This window comes from Xenococcus sp. PCC 7305, assembly GCF_000332055.1.
Lineage (GTDB): Bacteria > Cyanobacteriota > Cyanobacteriia > Cyanobacteriales > Xenococcaceae > Xenococcus.
The window spans coordinates 15,177-33,585 of the sequence record NZ_ALVZ01000161.1; the positions used below are offsets into that span (position 1 = coordinate 15,177).

19 protein-coding genes and 1 pseudogene are annotated in these 18,409 nt (G+C 40.0%); 9 read left to right on the forward strand and 11 right to left on the reverse strand.

The window, feature by feature from the left end:
* The first annotated feature begins 76 nt into the window (after positions 1–76).
* From XEN7305_RS10545 to XEN7305_RS10560, 4 genes are all read left to right on the forward strand, one after another.
* Positions 77–1,267, forward strand: a complete 1,191-nt coding sequence (locus XEN7305_RS10545) for a methyltransferase domain-containing protein (protein WP_144053241.1) — start codon at positions 77–79, stop codon at positions 1,265–1,267.
* A 67-nt stretch (positions 1,268–1,334) separates the two neighbouring features.
* A complete protein-coding gene (locus tag XEN7305_RS10550) occupies positions 1,335–2,450 on the forward strand; it encodes an inorganic phosphate transporter (RefSeq protein WP_006509401.1) in 1,116 nt (371 codons plus the stop codon).
* Between the two features lie 64 nt (positions 2,451–2,514).
* Positions 2,515–3,525: an arsenosugar biosynthesis radical SAM (seleno)protein ArsS gene (gene arsS / locus XEN7305_RS10555; RefSeq protein ID WP_006509402.1), complete on the forward strand. Its 1,011-nt coding sequence runs from the start codon at positions 2,515–2,517 to the stop codon at positions 3,523–3,525.
* A gap of 88 nt (positions 3,526–3,613) precedes the next feature.
* Positions 3,614–3,988 (forward strand): hypothetical protein, encoded by a 375-nt coding sequence (locus XEN7305_RS10560; RefSeq protein WP_006509403.1) that lies wholly within the window; start codon positions 3,614–3,616, stop codon positions 3,986–3,988.
* Between the two features lie 108 nt (positions 3,989–4,096).
* Here the strand turns inward: XEN7305_RS10560 and XEN7305_RS10565 are convergent, their stop codons facing one another.
* The 3 genes from XEN7305_RS10565 to XEN7305_RS10575 form a co-directional block, all read right to left on the reverse strand.
* The gene (locus XEN7305_RS10565; protein WP_006509404.1) at positions 4,097–4,660 is read right to left on the reverse strand and encodes a Uma2 family endonuclease; all 564 of its coding nucleotides are present in this window, start codon (positions 4,658–4,660) and stop codon (positions 4,097–4,099) included.
* A 59-nt stretch (positions 4,661–4,719) separates the two neighbouring features.
* Positions 4,720–6,453: a diflavin flavoprotein gene (locus XEN7305_RS10570; protein ID WP_006509405.1), complete on the reverse strand. Its 1,734-nt coding sequence runs from the start codon at positions 6,451–6,453 to the stop codon at positions 4,720–4,722.
* 154 nt (positions 6,454–6,607) lie between these two features.
* Positions 6,608–8,152, reverse strand: coding sequence for an NAD(P)/FAD-dependent oxidoreductase (locus XEN7305_RS10575; protein WP_006509406.1), 1,545 nt, complete (start codon positions 8,150–8,152; stop codon positions 6,608–6,610).
* A gap of 793 nt (positions 8,153–8,945) precedes the next feature.
* On the opposite strand from XEN7305_RS10575, the gene XEN7305_RS10580 reads away from it, so the two are divergent.
* Positions 8,946–9,257, forward strand: a complete 312-nt coding sequence (locus XEN7305_RS10580) for a nucleotidyltransferase family protein (RefSeq protein ID WP_006509408.1) — start codon at positions 8,946–8,948, stop codon at positions 9,255–9,257.
* Positions 9,254–9,331, forward strand: a pseudogene (locus XEN7305_RS30320) (nucleotidyltransferase); the annotation flags it as partial. The gene XEN7305_RS10580 and the pseudogene XEN7305_RS30320, both read left to right, overlap by 4 nt.
* A gap of 273 nt (positions 9,332–9,604) precedes the next feature.
* On the opposite strand, the gene XEN7305_RS10585 reads toward XEN7305_RS30320, so the two are convergent.
* The 4 genes from XEN7305_RS10585 to XEN7305_RS10600 form a co-directional block, all read right to left on the reverse strand.
* Positions 9,605–10,423: a M48 family metallopeptidase gene (locus tag XEN7305_RS10585; protein ID WP_006509410.1), complete on the reverse strand. Its 819-nt coding sequence runs from the start codon at positions 10,421–10,423 to the stop codon at positions 9,605–9,607.
* Positions 10,424–10,446: 23 nt separating this feature from the next.
* On the reverse strand, positions 10,447–10,890 hold the full coding sequence (locus XEN7305_RS10590) for a YbjQ family protein (RefSeq protein WP_006509411.1): 444 nt from the start codon (positions 10,888–10,890) through the stop codon (positions 10,447–10,449).
* 2 nt (positions 10,891–10,892) lie between these two features.
* The gene (locus XEN7305_RS10595; protein WP_040897470.1) at positions 10,893–11,225 is read right to left on the reverse strand and encodes a YbjQ family protein; all 333 of its coding nucleotides are present in this window, start codon (positions 11,223–11,225) and stop codon (positions 10,893–10,895) included.
* A gap of 296 nt (positions 11,226–11,521) precedes the next feature.
* Complete coding sequence (locus XEN7305_RS10600) at positions 11,522–12,484, reverse strand: fatty acid desaturase (protein ID WP_006509413.1); 963 nt, start codon at positions 12,482–12,484, stop codon at positions 11,522–11,524.
* A 190-nt stretch (positions 12,485–12,674) separates the two neighbouring features.
* On the opposite strand from XEN7305_RS10600, the gene XEN7305_RS10605 reads away from it, so the two are divergent.
* On the forward strand, positions 12,675–13,844 hold the full coding sequence (locus tag XEN7305_RS10605) for a LeuA family protein (RefSeq protein ID WP_006509414.1): 1,170 nt from the start codon (positions 12,675–12,677) through the stop codon (positions 13,842–13,844).
* 154 nt (positions 13,845–13,998) lie between these two features.
* Here XEN7305_RS10605 and XEN7305_RS10610 read toward each other — a convergent pair whose 3' ends face one another.
* Positions 13,999–14,292 (reverse strand): 2Fe-2S iron-sulfur cluster-binding protein, encoded by a 294-nt coding sequence (locus XEN7305_RS10610; protein WP_006509415.1) that lies wholly within the window; start codon positions 14,290–14,292, stop codon positions 13,999–14,001.
* Between the two features lie 370 nt (positions 14,293–14,662).
* On the opposite strand from XEN7305_RS10610, the gene XEN7305_RS10615 reads away from it, so the two are divergent.
* Positions 14,663–15,637 carry a Gfo/Idh/MocA family protein gene (locus XEN7305_RS10615; RefSeq protein WP_006509416.1) on the forward strand — a complete coding sequence of 325 codons (975 nt, stop codon included), beginning with the start codon at positions 14,663–14,665 and terminating at the stop codon, positions 15,635–15,637.
* Between the two features lie 6 nt (positions 15,638–15,643).
* Here XEN7305_RS10615 and rsmD read toward each other — a convergent pair whose 3' ends face one another.
* A complete protein-coding gene (gene rsmD / locus XEN7305_RS10620; RefSeq protein ID WP_040897462.1) occupies positions 15,644–16,177 on the reverse strand; it encodes a 16S rRNA (guanine(966)-N(2))-methyltransferase RsmD in 534 nt (177 codons plus the stop codon).
* A gap of 98 nt (positions 16,178–16,275) precedes the next feature.
* On the opposite strand from rsmD, the gene XEN7305_RS10625 reads away from it, so the two are divergent.
* A complete protein-coding gene (locus XEN7305_RS10625) occupies positions 16,276–17,178 on the forward strand; it encodes a HEAT repeat domain-containing protein (RefSeq protein ID WP_006509418.1) in 903 nt (300 codons plus the stop codon).
* Positions 17,179–17,206: 28 nt separating this feature from the next.
* Here the strand turns inward: XEN7305_RS10625 and XEN7305_RS10630 are convergent, their stop codons facing one another.
* Together XEN7305_RS10630 and XEN7305_RS10635 are read right to left on the reverse strand one after the other, a co-directional pair.
* The gene (locus XEN7305_RS10630) at positions 17,207–17,836 is read right to left on the reverse strand and encodes a HEAT repeat domain-containing protein (RefSeq protein WP_006509419.1); all 630 of its coding nucleotides are present in this window, start codon (positions 17,834–17,836) and stop codon (positions 17,207–17,209) included.
* Between the two features lie 210 nt (positions 17,837–18,046).
* Positions 18,047–18,409: phycobilisome protein (locus XEN7305_RS10635; protein ID WP_006508412.1), on the reverse strand; the 363-nt coding region annotated here is incomplete at its 5' end.

Consider the following 18,409-nt stretch of genomic DNA (forward strand, 5'->3'; position numbering starts at 1 on the left):
CTGTTTTATACTTACCGAACCATTAACTGTCGTCCAAATTTAATACAAGGATTGAGTATCTGTGACTGAAACTGTTATTTCTCAAGAATCGAATTCTACTTCTATCTCCTATAACATCGAATCTGAAGTACTCGAAAGATATCAAGAAGGTGCACGGCAACAACAGCCCAGTCTTTGCTGTCCCACAGACTATGAAGGTAATTATTTGGAAATTTTGCCAGAAGAGATTGTGGCCAAGGATTATGGTTGCGGTGATCCAACCCGCTATGTCAACGCAGGCGAAATAGTAGTAGATTTGGGTTCTGGTGCAGGTAAAAACTGTTATATACTAGCGCAAAAGGTTGGAGCTGCGGGCAAGATTATTGGTGTAGACTTTAATGATGAGATGCTGTCTCTGGCGAGAAAGTATCAAGGGGAAATCGCAGAAAAATTAGGTTATCACAATACGGAATTTGTAAAAGGTAAAATCCAAGATCTTAAATTGCCTTTAGATCCTTTGCAGAATTGGTTACAAAATAACAATATTTCTTCTATTGACGGCATTGGCCAATACGAAGCAGAATGCGATCGCCTAAAGAGAGAAGAAGTTTTAATTGCGGATAATAGTGTTGATGTTGTCATTTCCAACTGCGTTCTCAATTTGGTGCGCCCTGAAGATAAACAGGAGTTATTCGCCGAAATTTTTCGTGTTTTAAATCGTGGTGGCAGAGCTGTAATTTCTGATATTGTTTGTGACGAAGATCCTACTCCGACAATTCTCAATGATCCTGAACTTTGGAGTGGTTGCATTGCGGGAGCTTTTCGTGAAGATCTTTTCCTCAAAATGTTTGAAGACGCCGGATTTTATGGCGTTGAAATTCTCAAAAGAGAAGAAACTCCTTGGCAAGTGATTGATGGGGTTGAGTTTCGCTCGATGACAGTTCGTGCTTATAAAGGGAAGGAGGGCGATTGTTGGGAACGAAAACAAGCAGTTGTTTATAAAGGCCCTTGGAAACAAGTACAAGATGATGATGGACATACCTATTGTCGCGGTGAAAGAATGGCCGTATGTGATAAGACTTATCAGATTTTAACTAATCCCAATAGCCCCTATAAAAAAGAGATTATTCCCATTGAACCTTACGAGAATATTTCTTTAGAAGAGGCAGAACCTTTTGCTTGTAAAAGTAAGGCAATTCGTCATGCGAGAGAATCTAAGGGTTCAGGATATAGTGTGACCGATATGAATGGGAATGCAGATTGTTGCTCTCCTGGAGAATGCTGTTAAACACAGGAAAATGTAGAGACGTAGCATGCTACGTCTCTACGGGGTAATTTATTGTTCAAAATAAATCATGATTTGGTCAATTGGAATTTTTTTGACGACAGTTTTTCTGGCCTATGCTAATGGTGCCAATGATAACTTTAAAGGGGTAGCGACTTTATTTGGTAGTGAGACTATCAACTACAAAATAGCCATTTGGTGGGCAACTTTAACAACCTTTGCCGGGTCAATTGCCTCGATCGCCTTGGCTGATGCTCTATTAAAAAACTTTTCCGGGAAAGGATTGGTTCCTGCTGCGATCGCAAATACAGATCAGTTTCATATTGCGGTGGCTTTGGGTGCAGGGCTAACGGTCATCCTCGCAACTGTAACGGGCTTTCCCATCTCTACGACCCATAGTCTTACAGGAGCTCTGACTGGCGCGGGACTGATGGCAATTGGCACCAACTTAAATTTTGCAGCTTTAGGTAAATCTTTTTTTATTCCTCTATTAGTTAGTCCGTTAGTCGCTATAGTTTTGGGTGCTATTATCTACAGCATTTTTCGCTATCTACGACTGATGTTCGGAGTGGATAAGGCTTGGTGCATTTGTGCCGGAAATAAACAAGAATTAGTTCCTGTGGCAATGGCCGCCAATACTAATATTTTGCAAGCCGTAGTAACCCCTGATCTTACAATTGATACAACCGAAAAATGTCAACAAAAATATATCGGCAGATTTTTGGGAATTGATAGCCAAAAACTAGTTGATACTTGCCATTTTATTAGTGCGGGGGTTGTGAGTTTTGCCAGAGGACTAAACGATACGCCAAAAATTGTGGCTTTGCTCCTGAGCGTATCTGCTTTTTCTATCAAAGGTGGCATGTTGGCTGTGGGCTTGGGCATGGCAATTGGGGGCTTATTAAATGCTAAAAAAGTTGCCCATACTGTTAGTAAAAAAATTACTACTCTGAATCCAGGGAAGGGATTATCTGCCAATTTGGTTACTGGGTTTTTGGTTATTTTTGCCAGTCGTTTGGGTGTACCTGTTTCGACTACTCATGTTTCTGTTGGTTCTATTTTTGGCGTAGGAGTAATTTCTAAATCTGCCCATATGAATGTTTTTTCCCAAGTACTGGGTTCTTGGTTTTTGACTTTACCGATCGCGGCGATCGCAAGCGGAATGACTTATCTTTTGCTTTCATGAGTAATAGGGAATAAGTAATAAGTAATAAGTAATGGGTAAATAGATTATAAGGGAATAAATAATTATGCAAACTAGTATTGATAAAAGAGTTAATAATTTATCTTTGACTAGGTTTTGTGACAAAATCACAACGCCTCTCACTAAAAATAAAATTACAGTTCTACAAATTAATTTGGGACGCAAATGTAATCTTGCTTGTACTCATTGCCATGTGGAAGCAGGGCCGAAAAGAACTGAAGAACTTTCCCCAGAAGTTTGTCAACAAATAATCGAAATAATTAATCGTTTTCCCCAAATAGAAACTGTGGATTTGACTGGAGGTGCTCCAGAAATGAACTATGGGTTTCGGAAAATTGTCCAAGCTGCTAGAAGTCAGGGCAAAGAAGTAATCGTACGCTCAAACTTAACCATATTCTTTGAATCTGGGTATGAAGATCTACCAGAATATTTTGCCCAAAATAAATTAAGAGTTGTCGCTTCCCTTCCCTGCTATCTAGAGTCTAATGTTGATAAGCAGAGAGGTTCAGGAGTATATAATCAGTCTATATTGGCAATTCAAAAACTTAATCAATTAGGTTATGGTACCAATCCCGATTTAATCATTGATTTAGTTTACAATCCCGGTTTACCAAAAGATCAGAATTTCTCTTTAACTCCCAATCAGCAAAAGCTAGAGCAAGATTATAAAACTTATTTATTAGACCATTTTAATATTGAATTTAATCATCTATTTACTATTACAAATATTCCCATTGGTAGAACCAAACAATATCTACAAAGATACGATTTACATGATGATTACTTAGAATTTTTAGCAGATAATTTTAATATCGCGACTTTAGGTAACCTCATGTGTCGTAATGAGCTATCTATTGACTATCTGGGCAATATTTACGATTGCGATTTTAACCAGATGGAAAATCTCCCTGCCACCAACAATTTGGGAAATAAATTGACCCTAGCTCAGATATTAGCTGAGAATAATCTTGATCTTATTAATGAAATTAAAACCGCAGACTATTGTTATGGTTGTACGGCAGGAAGTGGTTCTAGCTGTGGAGGAGCATTAACTTGAAATATCCTGTAGCAAGACCTCTTATTAAGAATTTTCCCATGGAGATGGGAGAGCATAAGTCAAAAACTATATAATATATAAGACGTTTATGTATTTAAAGATTGGCAATACTAAGCTGTTTGCAGGCAAATATCAATCAAAAGAACTTGCTAAAATAGAGATTAACTTCGAATATATATTCTCAGGAGGCAAAAGCAATCTCCCTGAAGGTGAAGCTATGCGAAGTCGTAGATTCGCCAACGTCTTAGTAGACCTCGAAAGCAAAAAACTCAAAATCAAAATCAAATCTGAATTTAGTAACACAGCAGACTGTGGAACATTGTCAAGATTGTTAATCGGCATTGAGAAAATTATCACCCCAGAAAACATCGAGATCATCGATCAAATTATTGATGGTAAATCTGCCATCACTACTCAAGACTTTTTAAAATCCCAAGAACAACTACTTGAATATTTTTTGTAACCCAATTAGCCCCTTCCTCCCTCGGTTTGGGAGGGGTTCAAGTCTCTTCTAAACAAAAAACACCTTCTGCCTTCTGCCTTCTGCCTTCTGCCTTCGCTTGGCAATCCTTCAAACCTTCAGCCAATCAAATAGCTCTTGTAGCCTAATCTGAAAAGCCTGAGCAAACTTTGGCACTGGCAAGACCATATCGAGATCATCAATTGCCCGAATTGACTTATCCGCATCATAAACAAAAATGCAGTATTCTTCTGGATCTATCATCCAACCCATTACCGCACCATGGTCGATACAGTGGAGAATATTGCGAACCACCTTGGTATGACTCTGATTAGGGGACAAGATTTCGATAGTCCAGTCTGGAGGTTGATTAAACAGGTTGGCAATATCCCCATTACTTTCTCTCGGGATATGTTGGGTAAGGAATATGGCAATGTCTGGAACAATGGATCGTCCGCCGAAAGTACAACGCAACTCGGGAAAAGCTTGGGCTGTCTTGTCTGACCTGAATATTGTTGTGAGGGCAAAACTCAATTCCCTTTGTAGGATACTATGCTTTCCTTGAGGCATTGGTTTCTGGACAGTTGCTCCGTCAATATATTCAGTAGCCGGTTTAGTTTCTGGTAACTCCAGAAATTCTTCTAACGTCAATGAAAGCGCAAATAAGCTATCCATAAAAACTTATTACTTATTACTTATTACCCATTACTTATTACCCATTACCCATTACCCAATTAATAATGAGTCCCCGACTTGCGATGATGAACCGCCGTGACCCCCTCAGATTGCAGTAACTTACCCTTCTCTGCCGTTGCATAAACCAGCCAATGATCACCGCATTCCATCTTGCTCGCAATACGACATTCCAAAAAAGCCAGAGCATCCGTCAAAATCGGACAACCATTCTCGGCTTCCTCGATTGCCACTCCCTGAAAACGATCCTCTCCTGGGGCAAAAGGCTTGAGAAACTGTTTCATCAGTCCAATATGCTCACCTTGTTGCAGAATATTTAGTACAAAACCACTCCCTATATGCAACAAAGATTCGATCGCGCGCTCTTTGGCCACTGCCACCGTAATACCTGGAGGAGTAAAAGTGGCTTGAGAAACCCAAGAAGCCAACATCGCACCCTTGAGCTCTTCCTGTTTGGTCGTGACAACACAAAGAGAACCCACCAATCTCCCCAAAGCTTGTTCTGTACGGGCAACCTCAGAAGTGCCGCTAGTAGCTTTCGGCTTATTGGCACGCTGAGCCTTTTTCAATTTTTGGGCAAAATCTGTTCCTGCCTCTTCGCAAGTTTTGATAATCTGATCAGTCGGTTTAAACTTGACTCGAATTGTGTCGAAACCAAAACTATAGCCAGCATTCCGGAATTTGGTTTCCAAAATATCGATCGCCTCACCACTCCAACCATAGGAACCAAACACTCCCGCGAGCTTAGTTTTATTGGTATTTCCTAAAACAATTCCCAACGCAGTTTGGATCTGAGTCGGGGGATGACCGCCCAAAGTTGGCGAACCCATAATGAACCCACTAGCCTTTTCCACCGCAATTTTGATAGTTTCAGGATCAGTTGATTCGGCATTAATCGATTCGACAGCAACTCCTGCTTTGGTAACCCCTCTTGCGATCGCCTGGGCAATAGTTGTGGTGTTGCCATAGGCAGAAGCGTAAATAAGAGCCACAGTCATGGCGCGATCGCCCTGATTTTGGAGCCATTCTCGATAATAGGAATTTAACTCCGTCAGACCATATTTAACTAAACATCCGTGACCCACTGCATAGATTTTGGCATTTTTCTCGGCGATTTTGTCTAGAGCAGCTCCAATTTGGCGAGCATGGGGAGCCATTAAACAATCAAAATAATAACGCCGATCTTCGAGATCCGTCGTCCAGCCTTCATCAAAAATGCGATCGCCGCAAACATGCATCCCAAAAAGTTTATCGGTATACAAAACCTGCGATCGCGGATCATAGGTACAAAGCAAATCAGGATAGCGAGGATTGGGAATTGGGATAAACTCTAAGCGGTGATCTTGCCCGATATCGAGAGTATCATCTCCTTTAATTACCGTAATATTTAACTCTAAATCCTGATCTTCTAAAATTTTTCGCAATGCGATCGCGCCAGGATTAGAACAAACAATCTGAAGATTGGGGGCTAAGGGCAAGATTTTTTTGAGAGTAATCGCCCGATTAGGATTAATATGCCCTAAAACCAAATAGTCAATAGCTTCGAGATCAACTCTTTTTTGCAGCGCATTAATGAAAATATCAGAGAAAGACTCTCCCGGAATATCCAGCAAGACAGTGCGATCGCTTTCGATGAGATAGGAATTAGCTGTCGTACCCTTTTGTAACGAATATTCAATTTCAAATTTTAGTCTAGTCCAACTTCGCGATCGGAAAACTCGGGTATCTGATGTGATGGGAAATACTTGAACATCTTTGGCTCTATCTAAGGACATAACAAATATTACTCGTATAGTTGGACTGGCTTGCTTTGATCTAGTTTACCGCTTTGAGACATGTCTCAGAGCTCATCATTGATGCGATCGCACGGCTAAAAAGCACTCTCTCTAAGAGCTATTTCAATTTGAGTTAAAGTAAATAACGAAGAAATTAATCATTGCCCGACCCATATTGCCAAGCATCTAACCAACGACGCCAATAATATTGTTGCTGAGGAGCAAGATTTTTAATCCTTGATTTTCCTAGTTTTCCCAACGGATATAAAGCAGTATATAAAGCCAAATTAAAATAATGTCCAGTCCAATCAATTAAAGGTGTAATTCCCACTTGGGGCAAAATCGGTAGCACTAATTTAAGATTAACTAAAGGCAAGGTTTTCGCTAAAGGAATAAATTTAATCACATCCTGCAAAAATGGGGTCAGAACATCATCTCCCAGTCTTTCCATAACCGCAAATACGCCATTCATCAACCTGTTAATCTGTTCGGGATTAACTTTTTGCTTAATACCCACACTCATCGTTTTTTGGAATAACCAGGTCACAGAAATATTAGGCTGATAGGGTTGTAATAGTTTTAAGTCTTTTTGAGCTAAGCTGTTGGTTTCTAATGCTTCATTAATGCCTTCCGTTAAGCGTTTGAGATGGCGTACCATTGAGCCAAAACCACCAAAACTCACAGGAGATTGTCCACCACTGCTATCTCCTACTGCAAGAACTCGATCATAAGGTAAATTGAGAGGACTCTTACGATAGGCTGGGAAAAAACCAAAGAGAAATCTTTTAAAATCTAGTGTTTCCAAAGAGATGTCTTGATACTCTGGCAATAACCTCAAATATTCTGACATAAAATATTCCAGGCTAGGACGTTCTTCCTCTGCATCCAGATAGCTAAACATGTAGGTTGTGCGTCCATCTTTAGCAGGAAATGCTTCCCAAAAATATTGGCATTGATTAATAATTGGCGTAAAAGAATAGATCAAATCTCCCGTATCATTCTTTTCATAGCCATCAGCACAGCTACCGACGACAACACATACCGCATCAGGTTTGGCTCCTTGTCTCGCTTGTTTAACAATGGGAGAAAAGTGACCCATCGCATCGATTAATAAGCGAGTTGTTAGTTTTTCATTGCCTGCATTAACTAAAACATGATTGTTATAAATAGTGGCTGAGACAAAGGCTGTCTTTTCGAGTAAGACTCCACCGGCGGCAATAAATTTATTTTTTAAAGTTTCTAATAAATAAACAGGATCAACTCCAATATTGAGGATATCTTTGACCCAAATATCTTGTCCGCCGGAAAAACCAATTCTGGCGGGATTATATTCAGATGCGATCGCATTTTCTAGTTCCGCTTCTGTTAAGATGCCCAATTCGGTAAAAACTGCCAATTCTTGCCGTGAAATATTCCATTCTTGTTGTCTGCCGCGCAATATTCCCCTTTCCAAGACTGCAACTTTCCAGCCTAGTTGTTGAAGAGTAGCCCCTAGTAAAATACCTAAAGTCCCGCCACAGATTACGATATCCAAATCTGGATCTGTGCCTGATTCATCTTGTTGGGTAATGACTTGTGCGATCGCGCTATTTTGTCCAATGGGCTGAGATTTTAAATTAGTCCACAGTTGCTCGACTGTTCGTAATCTTTCTAACGCTTGATCTGATCGAGAGCCTAAAAATGTTTCGGTTAAATTCATGCAAATTCGCTGCGCGATAAATGGGGACTGGGCTTCGCCCTTGAGGGCAGAGGGCAGAGGGAATAATTCTAACTTCTCCCTTCGGTATTGGGATACAAGCCTTAATTTCGAGGCTTTTTTATGATTTATTGTAGCGATTCTTTCCCAGTCTTTCTCGTGCTTTCTCGTTTAATAGAATATTAGACAAAAAAGAAAAAGGTTCCGGGAGTCTTTCCGTGTTTCGACCCCAAAACCTTCTTCTATTGAACTTACTCCTCACACACAATCATTACTATAAGGAATCTTTCAAATATGTGCAGAACTATTGTGACAGTTTGCAAATTGTCCTATAGAAAAATACCAGCAAATATTATTTAACGAGTATTTTACGTCTGGTGTGGATTAAAAAATTAGCAGATTATCTTGAAAGCCATAAGCGGTAAGCCATAATCTTTTTTTGTGGTAGCGATTGGAAGAATTCAATTGGTCATAATTGCTGTAAACTCGGAGTTAAAGAAACAATTTAATAATCTATTTTTGTGATGGAGCCTTTCACCATTGCTCAGGAATTAATTGGCAAAATCGATCCTGCTATTCTCGAAGCTGGGACTAAAGGTTTGGCCACTGCGATCGGTAAAGTTGCAGGAGAGGGGGGGGATTAAGCTTTTTGGCGACACTAATAACAAAATACTAGATAAAAGCCGGAGATCGAATCGCGGATGTTATTGCCTGTTAGGGATGAAAAGTAATTCATGAGGCGGGAGCCTGCTATTTCATCTATTTGATAATTACACAAAATTAAATTTTTTAGATTATGAGTAATTCGACTCAAAATACAATTGCCAATTTACTTAAAGCCAAGCGAGAGGAAATTATCGCGATCGCGGCTAAACATGGAGCTTTTAATGTGCGAGTTTTCGGCTCTGTTGCCCGTAATGAAGCTAGTAACGAGAGTGATATTGATTTTTTAGTAGATTACTCCGTTGAAGAAATCAGTCCCTGGTTTCCTGCTGGTTTGATGTTAGACCTCGAAGCATTACTAGGAAGAAAAGTAGATGTTGCCACTGAAGCCGCTTTAAAAGAAAGAATCAGAGAAAGAATTTTGCAAGAGGCAATTTCAATATGAGAGATGATGGAGAACGCTTACAAGATATTTTAGAGGCAATTTCACAAATCGAAAAATATGCAGCTCAAGGAAAAGATAAAATTAATGCTTGTTATTCTATAGCTATTTCGCTAGTAAGACGTAAGCTTAAATACAACACCCAGCTAAAAAGCTTTAAACTTTTTGTCTAAAAAATTTTTAGCTTTTGTCTTCCACTTAGTGACACTAGTTATACCAAATTGCGTTCATAGACGTAAAACTGTACTTAAGTCCCTTTGCGCCATCTCCTTTGCGACTTTGCGACTTTGCGACTTTGCGCGAAATACAAAATTACACTTTAGAACACGACTTAGTATTAGAAAATCATTTTATTTCTGATAATCAGTCAATTCCCCTGTCATCTGCCAACCCTTTTCCGCGGCGACCTCATGCAAAAGTTCGATCCTTTCTGCTGTCAAAGGATGGGTCGAAAAATAGGAAGACAATTTACCCCCCAAATGTTGATCCTTAGCTTGTATCCGCTCAAAAAAATCGAGACTGCCCCCACCATGACCATAAAAACCAACAACTGTTGATAAAGCATAAATATCGGCTGCCGTTTCCTGTTGCCGACTGTAGTGTAAATCTGTCAAAGAGCCGGTAAAAATAACTAGATCCGCATTATCTACACCAAGACCCAATACACTGAAAACTGTCAAAAAGACTAGCGATCGCCCCAACCTCTTGAGGGAATCCCGCGCCACATGATGCCCCAACTCATGGGCAAGCACAAAAGCCAATTCATTTTCCGACTCTGCTTCTTCGAGCAAAGCAGTCGTAACGATAATATGTCCCCCAGGAATCACTGCGGCGTTGGCTTGTTCCTCCTTTTGGATGTGGATCGTTGCCGGAAGAGCATTACTAGCATTTTGGGTTTGCAGAGAGTCTGCCAAATCCTCCAAATATTCTTGTTGTTCTAAATAGGATGTAGAGTCAATATCGGACATTGAAGATATAAGTTGTTGGCCTATTTTCATTTCCGTTTCTGGGGAAATGCGAATTGCTAATTGAGTTGCGATCGCGCCTAACACAACATAAACTAATCCGCTCACAATAACAACTGTTCCCAGTAAATAAGCGAAATTCACCAGAGGGTGAACAGGAGTAACATTAATATCCTCGGGAATTTCCTTCGGGTGATAGACCATGACAACTTGATTAAATCCCGATTTTAGCGAATACCTGTACCATAGGCAGTAATTTCCACGGCAGATAAACCCTTACCGCCATTTTGATTGCCAATCGAAGAAGTCTCTAACCGGACATTCACAACTTGAGTTGCCCCCCAGGCGATCGCCTGTTCCTTCATCCGCAAGATAGCTTCTCGGCGTCCACGATCCAGTAAGCTTTCATAAACCACAACTCGACCACCGATTAAATTGCGCAAAGCAGAAGAAAATATTTTAAAGTAATCAGCAGAAACCACTACACTGCCCAGAAAAAGAGTAGCTTCATTCGCATTGGGGATGGCTTGTTTAGCCCCAAAATTGATCATCGGTATGTGGAGAGTCTGACGTTCTCTTTTTTTGATGTCTTTAAAATGTCGCTTCTCCAGAAAATTACCTGCAAGATAACCTATGGTAAGCAAGCCCAGAAAAATGATGATATCTACCATGATTATTGCACCTTAACTGCTGTTCCATAAGCAAAAAGTTCCGCTGCACCTTGAGTAATAGAAGAAGTGGCAAAACGGACATTAACAACAGCATTAGCCCCCAAATAACCAGCCTGCTGGAGCATTCTTTCTACTGCTTCTTTTCGCGATTCTTGGAGCAGTTCGGTATAGCCTTTCAGCTCTCCTCCCACAATATTCTTGAAGCCAGCCAAAATATCTTTGCCAACATGTTTGGCTCGAATTGTGCTGCCTTGTACTAAACCAAAATGCTGGATGATTTCCTTTCCTGGAACTCCCTCTAAGGTAGTGATAATTATCTTGCTATTCGATGTCATGACTAAATTGATATCCTCTATGATTTTTTTGGCAACTTTAGCAATATAGTTCCCTAAAATAACCAAACAATTCATAGGTCGCTTCGCTCCTGAAGGCAGAAGGCAGAGGGCAGAAGGTTTTGCTTTAAGTAGGTAAATTTGAAATTAGCTATCTTCTTTTCCCCAACGATGCGCGTTCCCTAGGTGATTAAAAATTATCCGAAGGTGTATCCTTTAGGGCACCGGGGTCGCATCGCAATTCCCAAATCCCCTAATCCTCCAAACCCCAAAATATACAATTAATTTTGCCTAGGTACTTAATCAGGTGTATAGCGATTATAAAGCACAGGAGTAAAAAGAGATTTGGCCCATAGCCACCAAAGATGGAAATAGGAATGGGGATTATCGTTAGTAAAATACTCAGGTGCAATTTTTTTAATTTTCGGCAGATGAACCCAGGCTACATTGGTAAAAGTATGATGTTCATCGTGATAACCCGTATTGAAAAAAGGAATATTAGTCCAGTGATAGGTAGAGTAAGTTTTCCCTGAGCTCTCTATATGATGTTCGGCGATCGATTGACCCCTAAAAGTTACGCCCCAATTGCTTACCATCAAGGTGACACTCCAAAATAAATATAAAGAAGCTTGAGGGCTGAATAAATACCAGGCGAGAACATATAGAGACAAACTAGTAAATATCAAAAATAAATGCAAAACCTTAGATCTATAAGCTGATTCGATTTGACGAGGCTCCGCAGGAATTAGTTTTGCGATCGCCAGATCCGTGAGCGCAACCCCTCCAGGAAATAAATGAATAATTGCTTCGGCTAGGCGCAAAAAGGGATGTTCTGCGCGAAACTGCGATTGTTTTTTATCCCACCATTCATAATCCTGTTGATATTCATTGAGATAGCGATGATGGGATTTCCCATGAATACCCACATAGGTTAACGATTCGCCAAAGGACAGTGAACCCAACTCAATCAAAAATAAAGTCAACGCAAACCCAAATTTCCCTTTTAAGACCAGATTATGAGCTGCTTCATGAACAAATACCGATAGGGAATGAAGAATAAACTGCCCGATACATAGAGCAATCAACCCAATCATCCACCAAGATAAGTCTTTTACCAGCCAAGCTATGTACCAGTTAAGAGCAGCCAAAGCGATGATCGGAATAACAGATAGGGGATAGTTACCAAAATACTGTTTGATCTCAGGATAGTCGTGGAGAATGTGCTTACTACGGACAATGTGCCACTGGCGATCGCTTGACATAAATTTTCCTTAATTTCAGATTATTGTAAAAACTTCCCCATATAATCCTAAGACATTCTCCAATAGCCTCACTTCCTCATCCTTTATCCTTCATCCTTTATCCTTCATCCTTCATCCCTCATTCCCCCTCTATCTGCTAAACTTGCAGATGTTTTATTAATATGTTGTATTGTTGTCTCCCTATTGTTTAATGAAAAAGATCCAGTTAACAATTTTCGATGAAACTTTGCGAGATGGAGAACAACAAGTTGGCATTTTTTTCGATACAGAAATCAAACAGACCCTAGCTCATCTCATTGCCGAGACGGGGATTCCTCATTTGGCATTGATGCCTGCTATTCATCATACAGAAGCCGAACTAGTTAAAAGTTTAATTACTCAGGGTTTCGCAAAAAAAATAGTCGCATCAACCATGATGGAAAAACACTATATAGATGAATCACAAGCATGCGGCGCCACAACAGTTATTCTATTTAATGCAGTTAGCGATCGTCTTTTATGGCTGCGCGATCCAGAATTTCGCGAGCAAACCCGAGAGAAACAGACCCATCCCCAAGCCATTGCTCAAGTCCGCCAGAGAATGCTGGATAAGGTTGTAGCCCATTTAAAATATGCCAAGGCTCAGGGTTTAAAAATTTGCTTTGCCGCAGAAGATGCCAGTCGTGCCGATAGTGATTTCCTGGTCGAATGTATCATCAAATTCCAACCCTATATTGAGAATTTTTTGCTCTGCGATACAGTTGGAATTCTGACTCCCGAACATACCAAATTTTGGCTGCGCAATATTTTAGAATTGACAGCTCATAAAATTCCTTTGGCTGTACATTTTCATAACGATCACGGTTTGGCTTTAGAAAATACCATCCAGGCTGTTTTAGCTGGTGCAACAGGGATTTCTGGAACTTTTGGCGGAATCGGAGAAAGAGCTGGCAATGTTGCGATCGAACAAGTGCTTAATGGCCTGAAATTGCGTTATGGTTGGCAGGTCGAAGGGATTAACTACGACGCACTTGCTGAGGTTGTCAGTTATTTAAATAATCAAGGTTTTAGAGCTAATACTCCCTACTGTTCCGAAGTTTTGCGCTGTGAAACCGGGATTCATGTAGATTCTTTGTTGCGTGATCGCGACACCTATTATCTATTTCCCCATGGCGAACCTGAAGTTTGGTTTGGTAAATTTAGCGGAGCTAGCAATTTTCAGTATTTATTTGAAAACAAATTACAAAGATCTTTGCCCAAAAAAAAATATCAAGAATTTAGAGAAATCATCAAAGATCTCTCAATTAAGCATAAACGCTCTTTTTCTGGCGATGAAGTTTTAAATTTATTAGTAGCCCACCAAGTTAATTATGACAGATAAATATTCTCCCTAATTCCCTAATTTCCTAACTCCCTATTTCTCCATGCTTATCTAACTCTCGAAATCTTAGAATTATGCTCTTTTAAGCATTTACACAAAAATAGAGACGCCCTCTCAAAAGAAAAACGTCTCTAAAGATAATAATAAATTTAATTTAGTAAAGCTCTTCTTCTTGATGAGTCTTGATAGTGCAATCAGAAGTTGGATAAGCTACACAAGTAAGAACGTAACCAGCCTCGATTTGATCATCATCAAGGAAAGATTGATCAGACTGGTCTACAGTACCAGCAGTGATTTTACCAGCACAAGTTGAGCAAGCACCAGCACGACAAGAGTAGGGAAGATCGTAACCTTGCTCTTCAGCAACGTCAAGAATATATTCATCGTCAGGTACGGTAAGAGTCTGAGTACCATCTGGAGTTTCTAAAGTTACTGTATAATCAGCCATGTGTTAATCCTCTTGTATTAAGTGAAACAGCAGTCATTTTTCCTAGAAGTGATATCTATTATCCTGATTCCGGAGAATAAATCGTAACTTCAGCGGATTTAATGCTCACTCTCGATACTACGCGAAAAAGATCAGAAGAATCATCAGCATTAGTAATGAGATTCTTAATTTAACTTTACATAAGTCTAGCTTATGTAAATCCGATGGGTAAGGGCTCTGGTAATTTGAATCCATAGATTGAGTTGCAACAAAGACATAACAATTGTTTACTAAGATCTATGGTCTGGTAATTTATCTTTTATTTCCCTGATAAATAACTATAACTAATAGTTATATATAAAATTAATTAATCAGTAATTAACACTCAAACATGAAATCTCTGAAAGTCGGCATCGTTGGGACTGGATACGCGGCAAAAAAAAGAGCAGAAGGGATACTCGCAGACAAAAGAGCAGAATTAGTTTACGTTACGGGGAATAGCCCCGAGAAAATTCAAGATTTTTGTCAGAATTTTCCGATTACAGGTCTAGATTCTTGGCAACAATTGGTTAATAAAGAAGAATTGGACTTGATTTTTGTCTGTACGATTAACCGAGATCATGGCGCGATCGCCCTTGCGGCCTTAGAGGCTTCCAAGCATGTGGTCGTAGAGTATCCTCTCGCCCTCGATTTTTCAGTAGCAGCCGCCATAATTTCTTTAGCTGCGAGTAAAAACAAATTAATTCATGTTGAACATATTGAGTTAATCGGTGGCTTGCATCAGGCGATGAAACAGAATTTGCCCGATATTGGCAATGTTTTTGCGGCCCGCTACATTACGATCGCTCCGCAACGGGAAGTTCGTCCCAGTTGGAAATATCATCGAGAAATGTTTGGCTTTCCCCTAGCTGCGGCATTGTCTCGCATTCACCGTTTAACAGATTTATTTGGCGAGCTGGACACCGTAACTTGTCATAATCGTTATTGGGATGTGCCAAATACCAATTATTTTAGATCTTGTCTTTGCAACGCTCAATTGCTTTTTGCTAGCGGCATTATTGCTGATGTAACCTATGGCAAAGGAGATATTTTTTGGCATGGCCATCGCACCTTTGAGATTCATGGTGATCAAGGCAGTTTAATCTTTGAAGGACAAAAAGGGAAGTTGATTAGAGACCAAGAAATCATTGAGATTCCTGTTGTGAGTCGTCGTGGATTATTTGCTAAGGATACGACAATGGTTTTGGATTATTTAACCGCCAATAAACCTTTGTATGTCAAGGCTGAAGCCAGTCTCTACGCTTTGAAAGTCGCTGAGCTTGCTCGCCAAGCTTCAAAAACTGGTCAGGTAGTGCAGTGCAATTAAGTTAGATTACAATCGGTAAAAAGTTAAAGCTGTATTACCATAACTTTTCTGCTTATAAATTTCTAAACCCTCAACCTCGATAGCTTGCCAACGATGAGGATTATGTTCTACAGCCATTTCTCCTTCTGGAGATAGTAATTCTAAATTCGCGATCGCATTTATTATAGGCTCATAGAGATCACTATCATAGGGAGGATCAAAATAAATTAAGTTAAACTTTTGATTTTTGAGCACATTGAGTTTGGCAATAGCATCCCCACGAATCACCCGAAATTTCTGAGCCTCAGTTGCCACTTTTTGCCAATTTTGCTTGATAATACTGCATGCCCTAAGATTACTTTCAATTCCCACCACCTTAATCGCCCCACGACATAAAGCCTCTGCACCCATAGAGCCATTTCCCGCACAAATATCTAACCAATAACAATCAGCAATTTGGCCCTGCCAAATATTAAATAAAGCTTCTCGCACTCTTGATGATGTCGGACGAGTGCTTTGTCCTGGTAAGGTTTTTAATTGTCGATTGCCGTATATTCTCAAGACTTAATTATTAAAAGATTTGATGGGGAAATAGGAAGTTAGGATAGGCGCGGCTATCTCATATAATATTCTTCAGTTCTTAACGTTCAAAACTATCTATGGTAAATTCTACATCACAATCTAGTTATAATTCTTGTCCTCTAACTCACGAGGAGGCTGATATCTTACTTCGCAAAGTTAATCCTCAAGTTGCAAGCAATAGTTTTGACTCTAGCGACACAGCAACCATTCAAAAAATGATCGAAGGTTTGGGCGATACGAGAGGCATGACCCGGCTGGGTTTTGCTGAAGCTTTAGGCAAAGTTGGCACACCAGCAGTTTCTTTTCTGATGGATGCTCTGCAAAATCATCCTAATGTAGTGGTGCAACGAGCAGCGGCGAAAACCCTCAATCTTATTGGCGATACTAATACAGTTCCTGTTCTGATCAACTCATTTTTAACCGATGAAGATCAAGTGGTGAGAAACTCTTGCATTGGTGCCCTAGCTGGTATTGGTGAAACTTCGGTTCCTCCTTTATTAGAAGTGTTGGCCAATCCAGAAAGTGATGAAACAATTAAAGGTCATGCGGCTTGGGCATTGTCATTTATCGGGGCGAAAGGCAAAGAGAAATTGTATGAGGCTGTGAACTCGCAGATTCCGGAAGTAAGATCGGCAGTCATTGCTGCGATCGCAAAAATTGTTGAAGAATATCCCGAGGAACGAGGCTTTCAGTCTATTCTCCAGGCTCTTCAAGACCCGTCACAAAATGTTCGCAGTGAAGCAGCTGCTGTTTTGGGCAACCTCAAGTATCAACCTGCTATTCCTGATTTAGTTGCCTTGCTCAGTAGTTCCGCAGCGGAAAACCGCAAAATGGCAGCTCTATCATTAATGAAAATAGGCGATCGCACCTCTTTAGAACCTCTGCAAACTGCTCTGAATCAGGAAAAAGAGCCTCATATCGAGAAGATTCTCCAACTAGCAATTTCCCAACTGGAAATGCAAACAGATGATGATTGGTGAGGACTGATGTGAGGGTTGAGATTCAAAACTATTTATTTAATCTTTCTTCTTCCATTGATGCATATTTCATAACCATATCGAATCGAGACAAAGCACTAATTGCCGATTCCTTAATATAAGGATCTACTGATTCATCATTAGATAATTTATTTAATACTTCAGGCACTCGCTGATCATTAATTCCACTTAAAGCATTTATAATAGCAACTGCCACTGCTAAATTGTCTGTTGATTCTAGGGCAGTGATTAAAGCATCTGAAGCAGGAAGTCCTACTGCCCCCAAAGCCATTACAGAAGAAATATGAACAACAGGATCAGGATCTTTCATTCCAGACTCTAAAGCATCAATTCCTTCTTGAGGAAAATCCACATCTCTGTGATTGACTGCTACTTGGGCTAATCCTTTGGCGCAACTCGCCCGAATTGTCGCATTTTTACCATTTAGTAAAGAGTCCACCAAAGATGGAACCGAGTCAACGCCAATCAAACCTAGAGTTTTGACAGAAGCTCGGCGATATATCATATCTTCCTGTTCGAGATTAGCCATCAAACGAGGAATAGTATCGGCATTACGCCGCATGACAATTTCTGTCCTTGCTCTTTGTCGCAAATTAGGATTAGGGTTTTTAAGCTGCTCAAATAAAGAATCTAATGTCATAATTGTTATGGTTTGATAACTATATTAGTTTTAATCCAAAATATATAAAATAATTGACAATATATATAAATATTTGTTGACACAAAATAGCGAAAGCCCTTGTACTGAAACTTAAACTTATTCGAGTCCAAGCAACAGGCCAAGAGCTTTCATTAACTCATAGAAGTGATTGCCAATAAATAAATTAAGGCAAATCAAATTCTCCTAAAACTAGGAAAGAGAGTTGATGACATAGTCAAGAAGAGCATTGTACTCAAGTAGAGCTTGAGCAGACATGTCACGAGGTGCACAACCACGGTTACGAGCATAGCTAAGAGCTTCTACATAAGGAGCAGTGGGAAGACCTAATGCACGGTATACTTCACGCTGTCCAGCAATTCCCCATTCGTCAAGAGGACCAGTTCCACCAACTACCAAAGAATAGTTGATTAAACGTAGATAGTGTTTAACATCACGAAGACATTTGTCTTTGAAAGTTTGAGTGGAGTTAGCTTGTCCAGCATCGTTCAAGTAGGAATATTTTTTGATGCAAGCGTTATAAGCTTCTTGAGCTACATTGTCGATGTTGCCAGC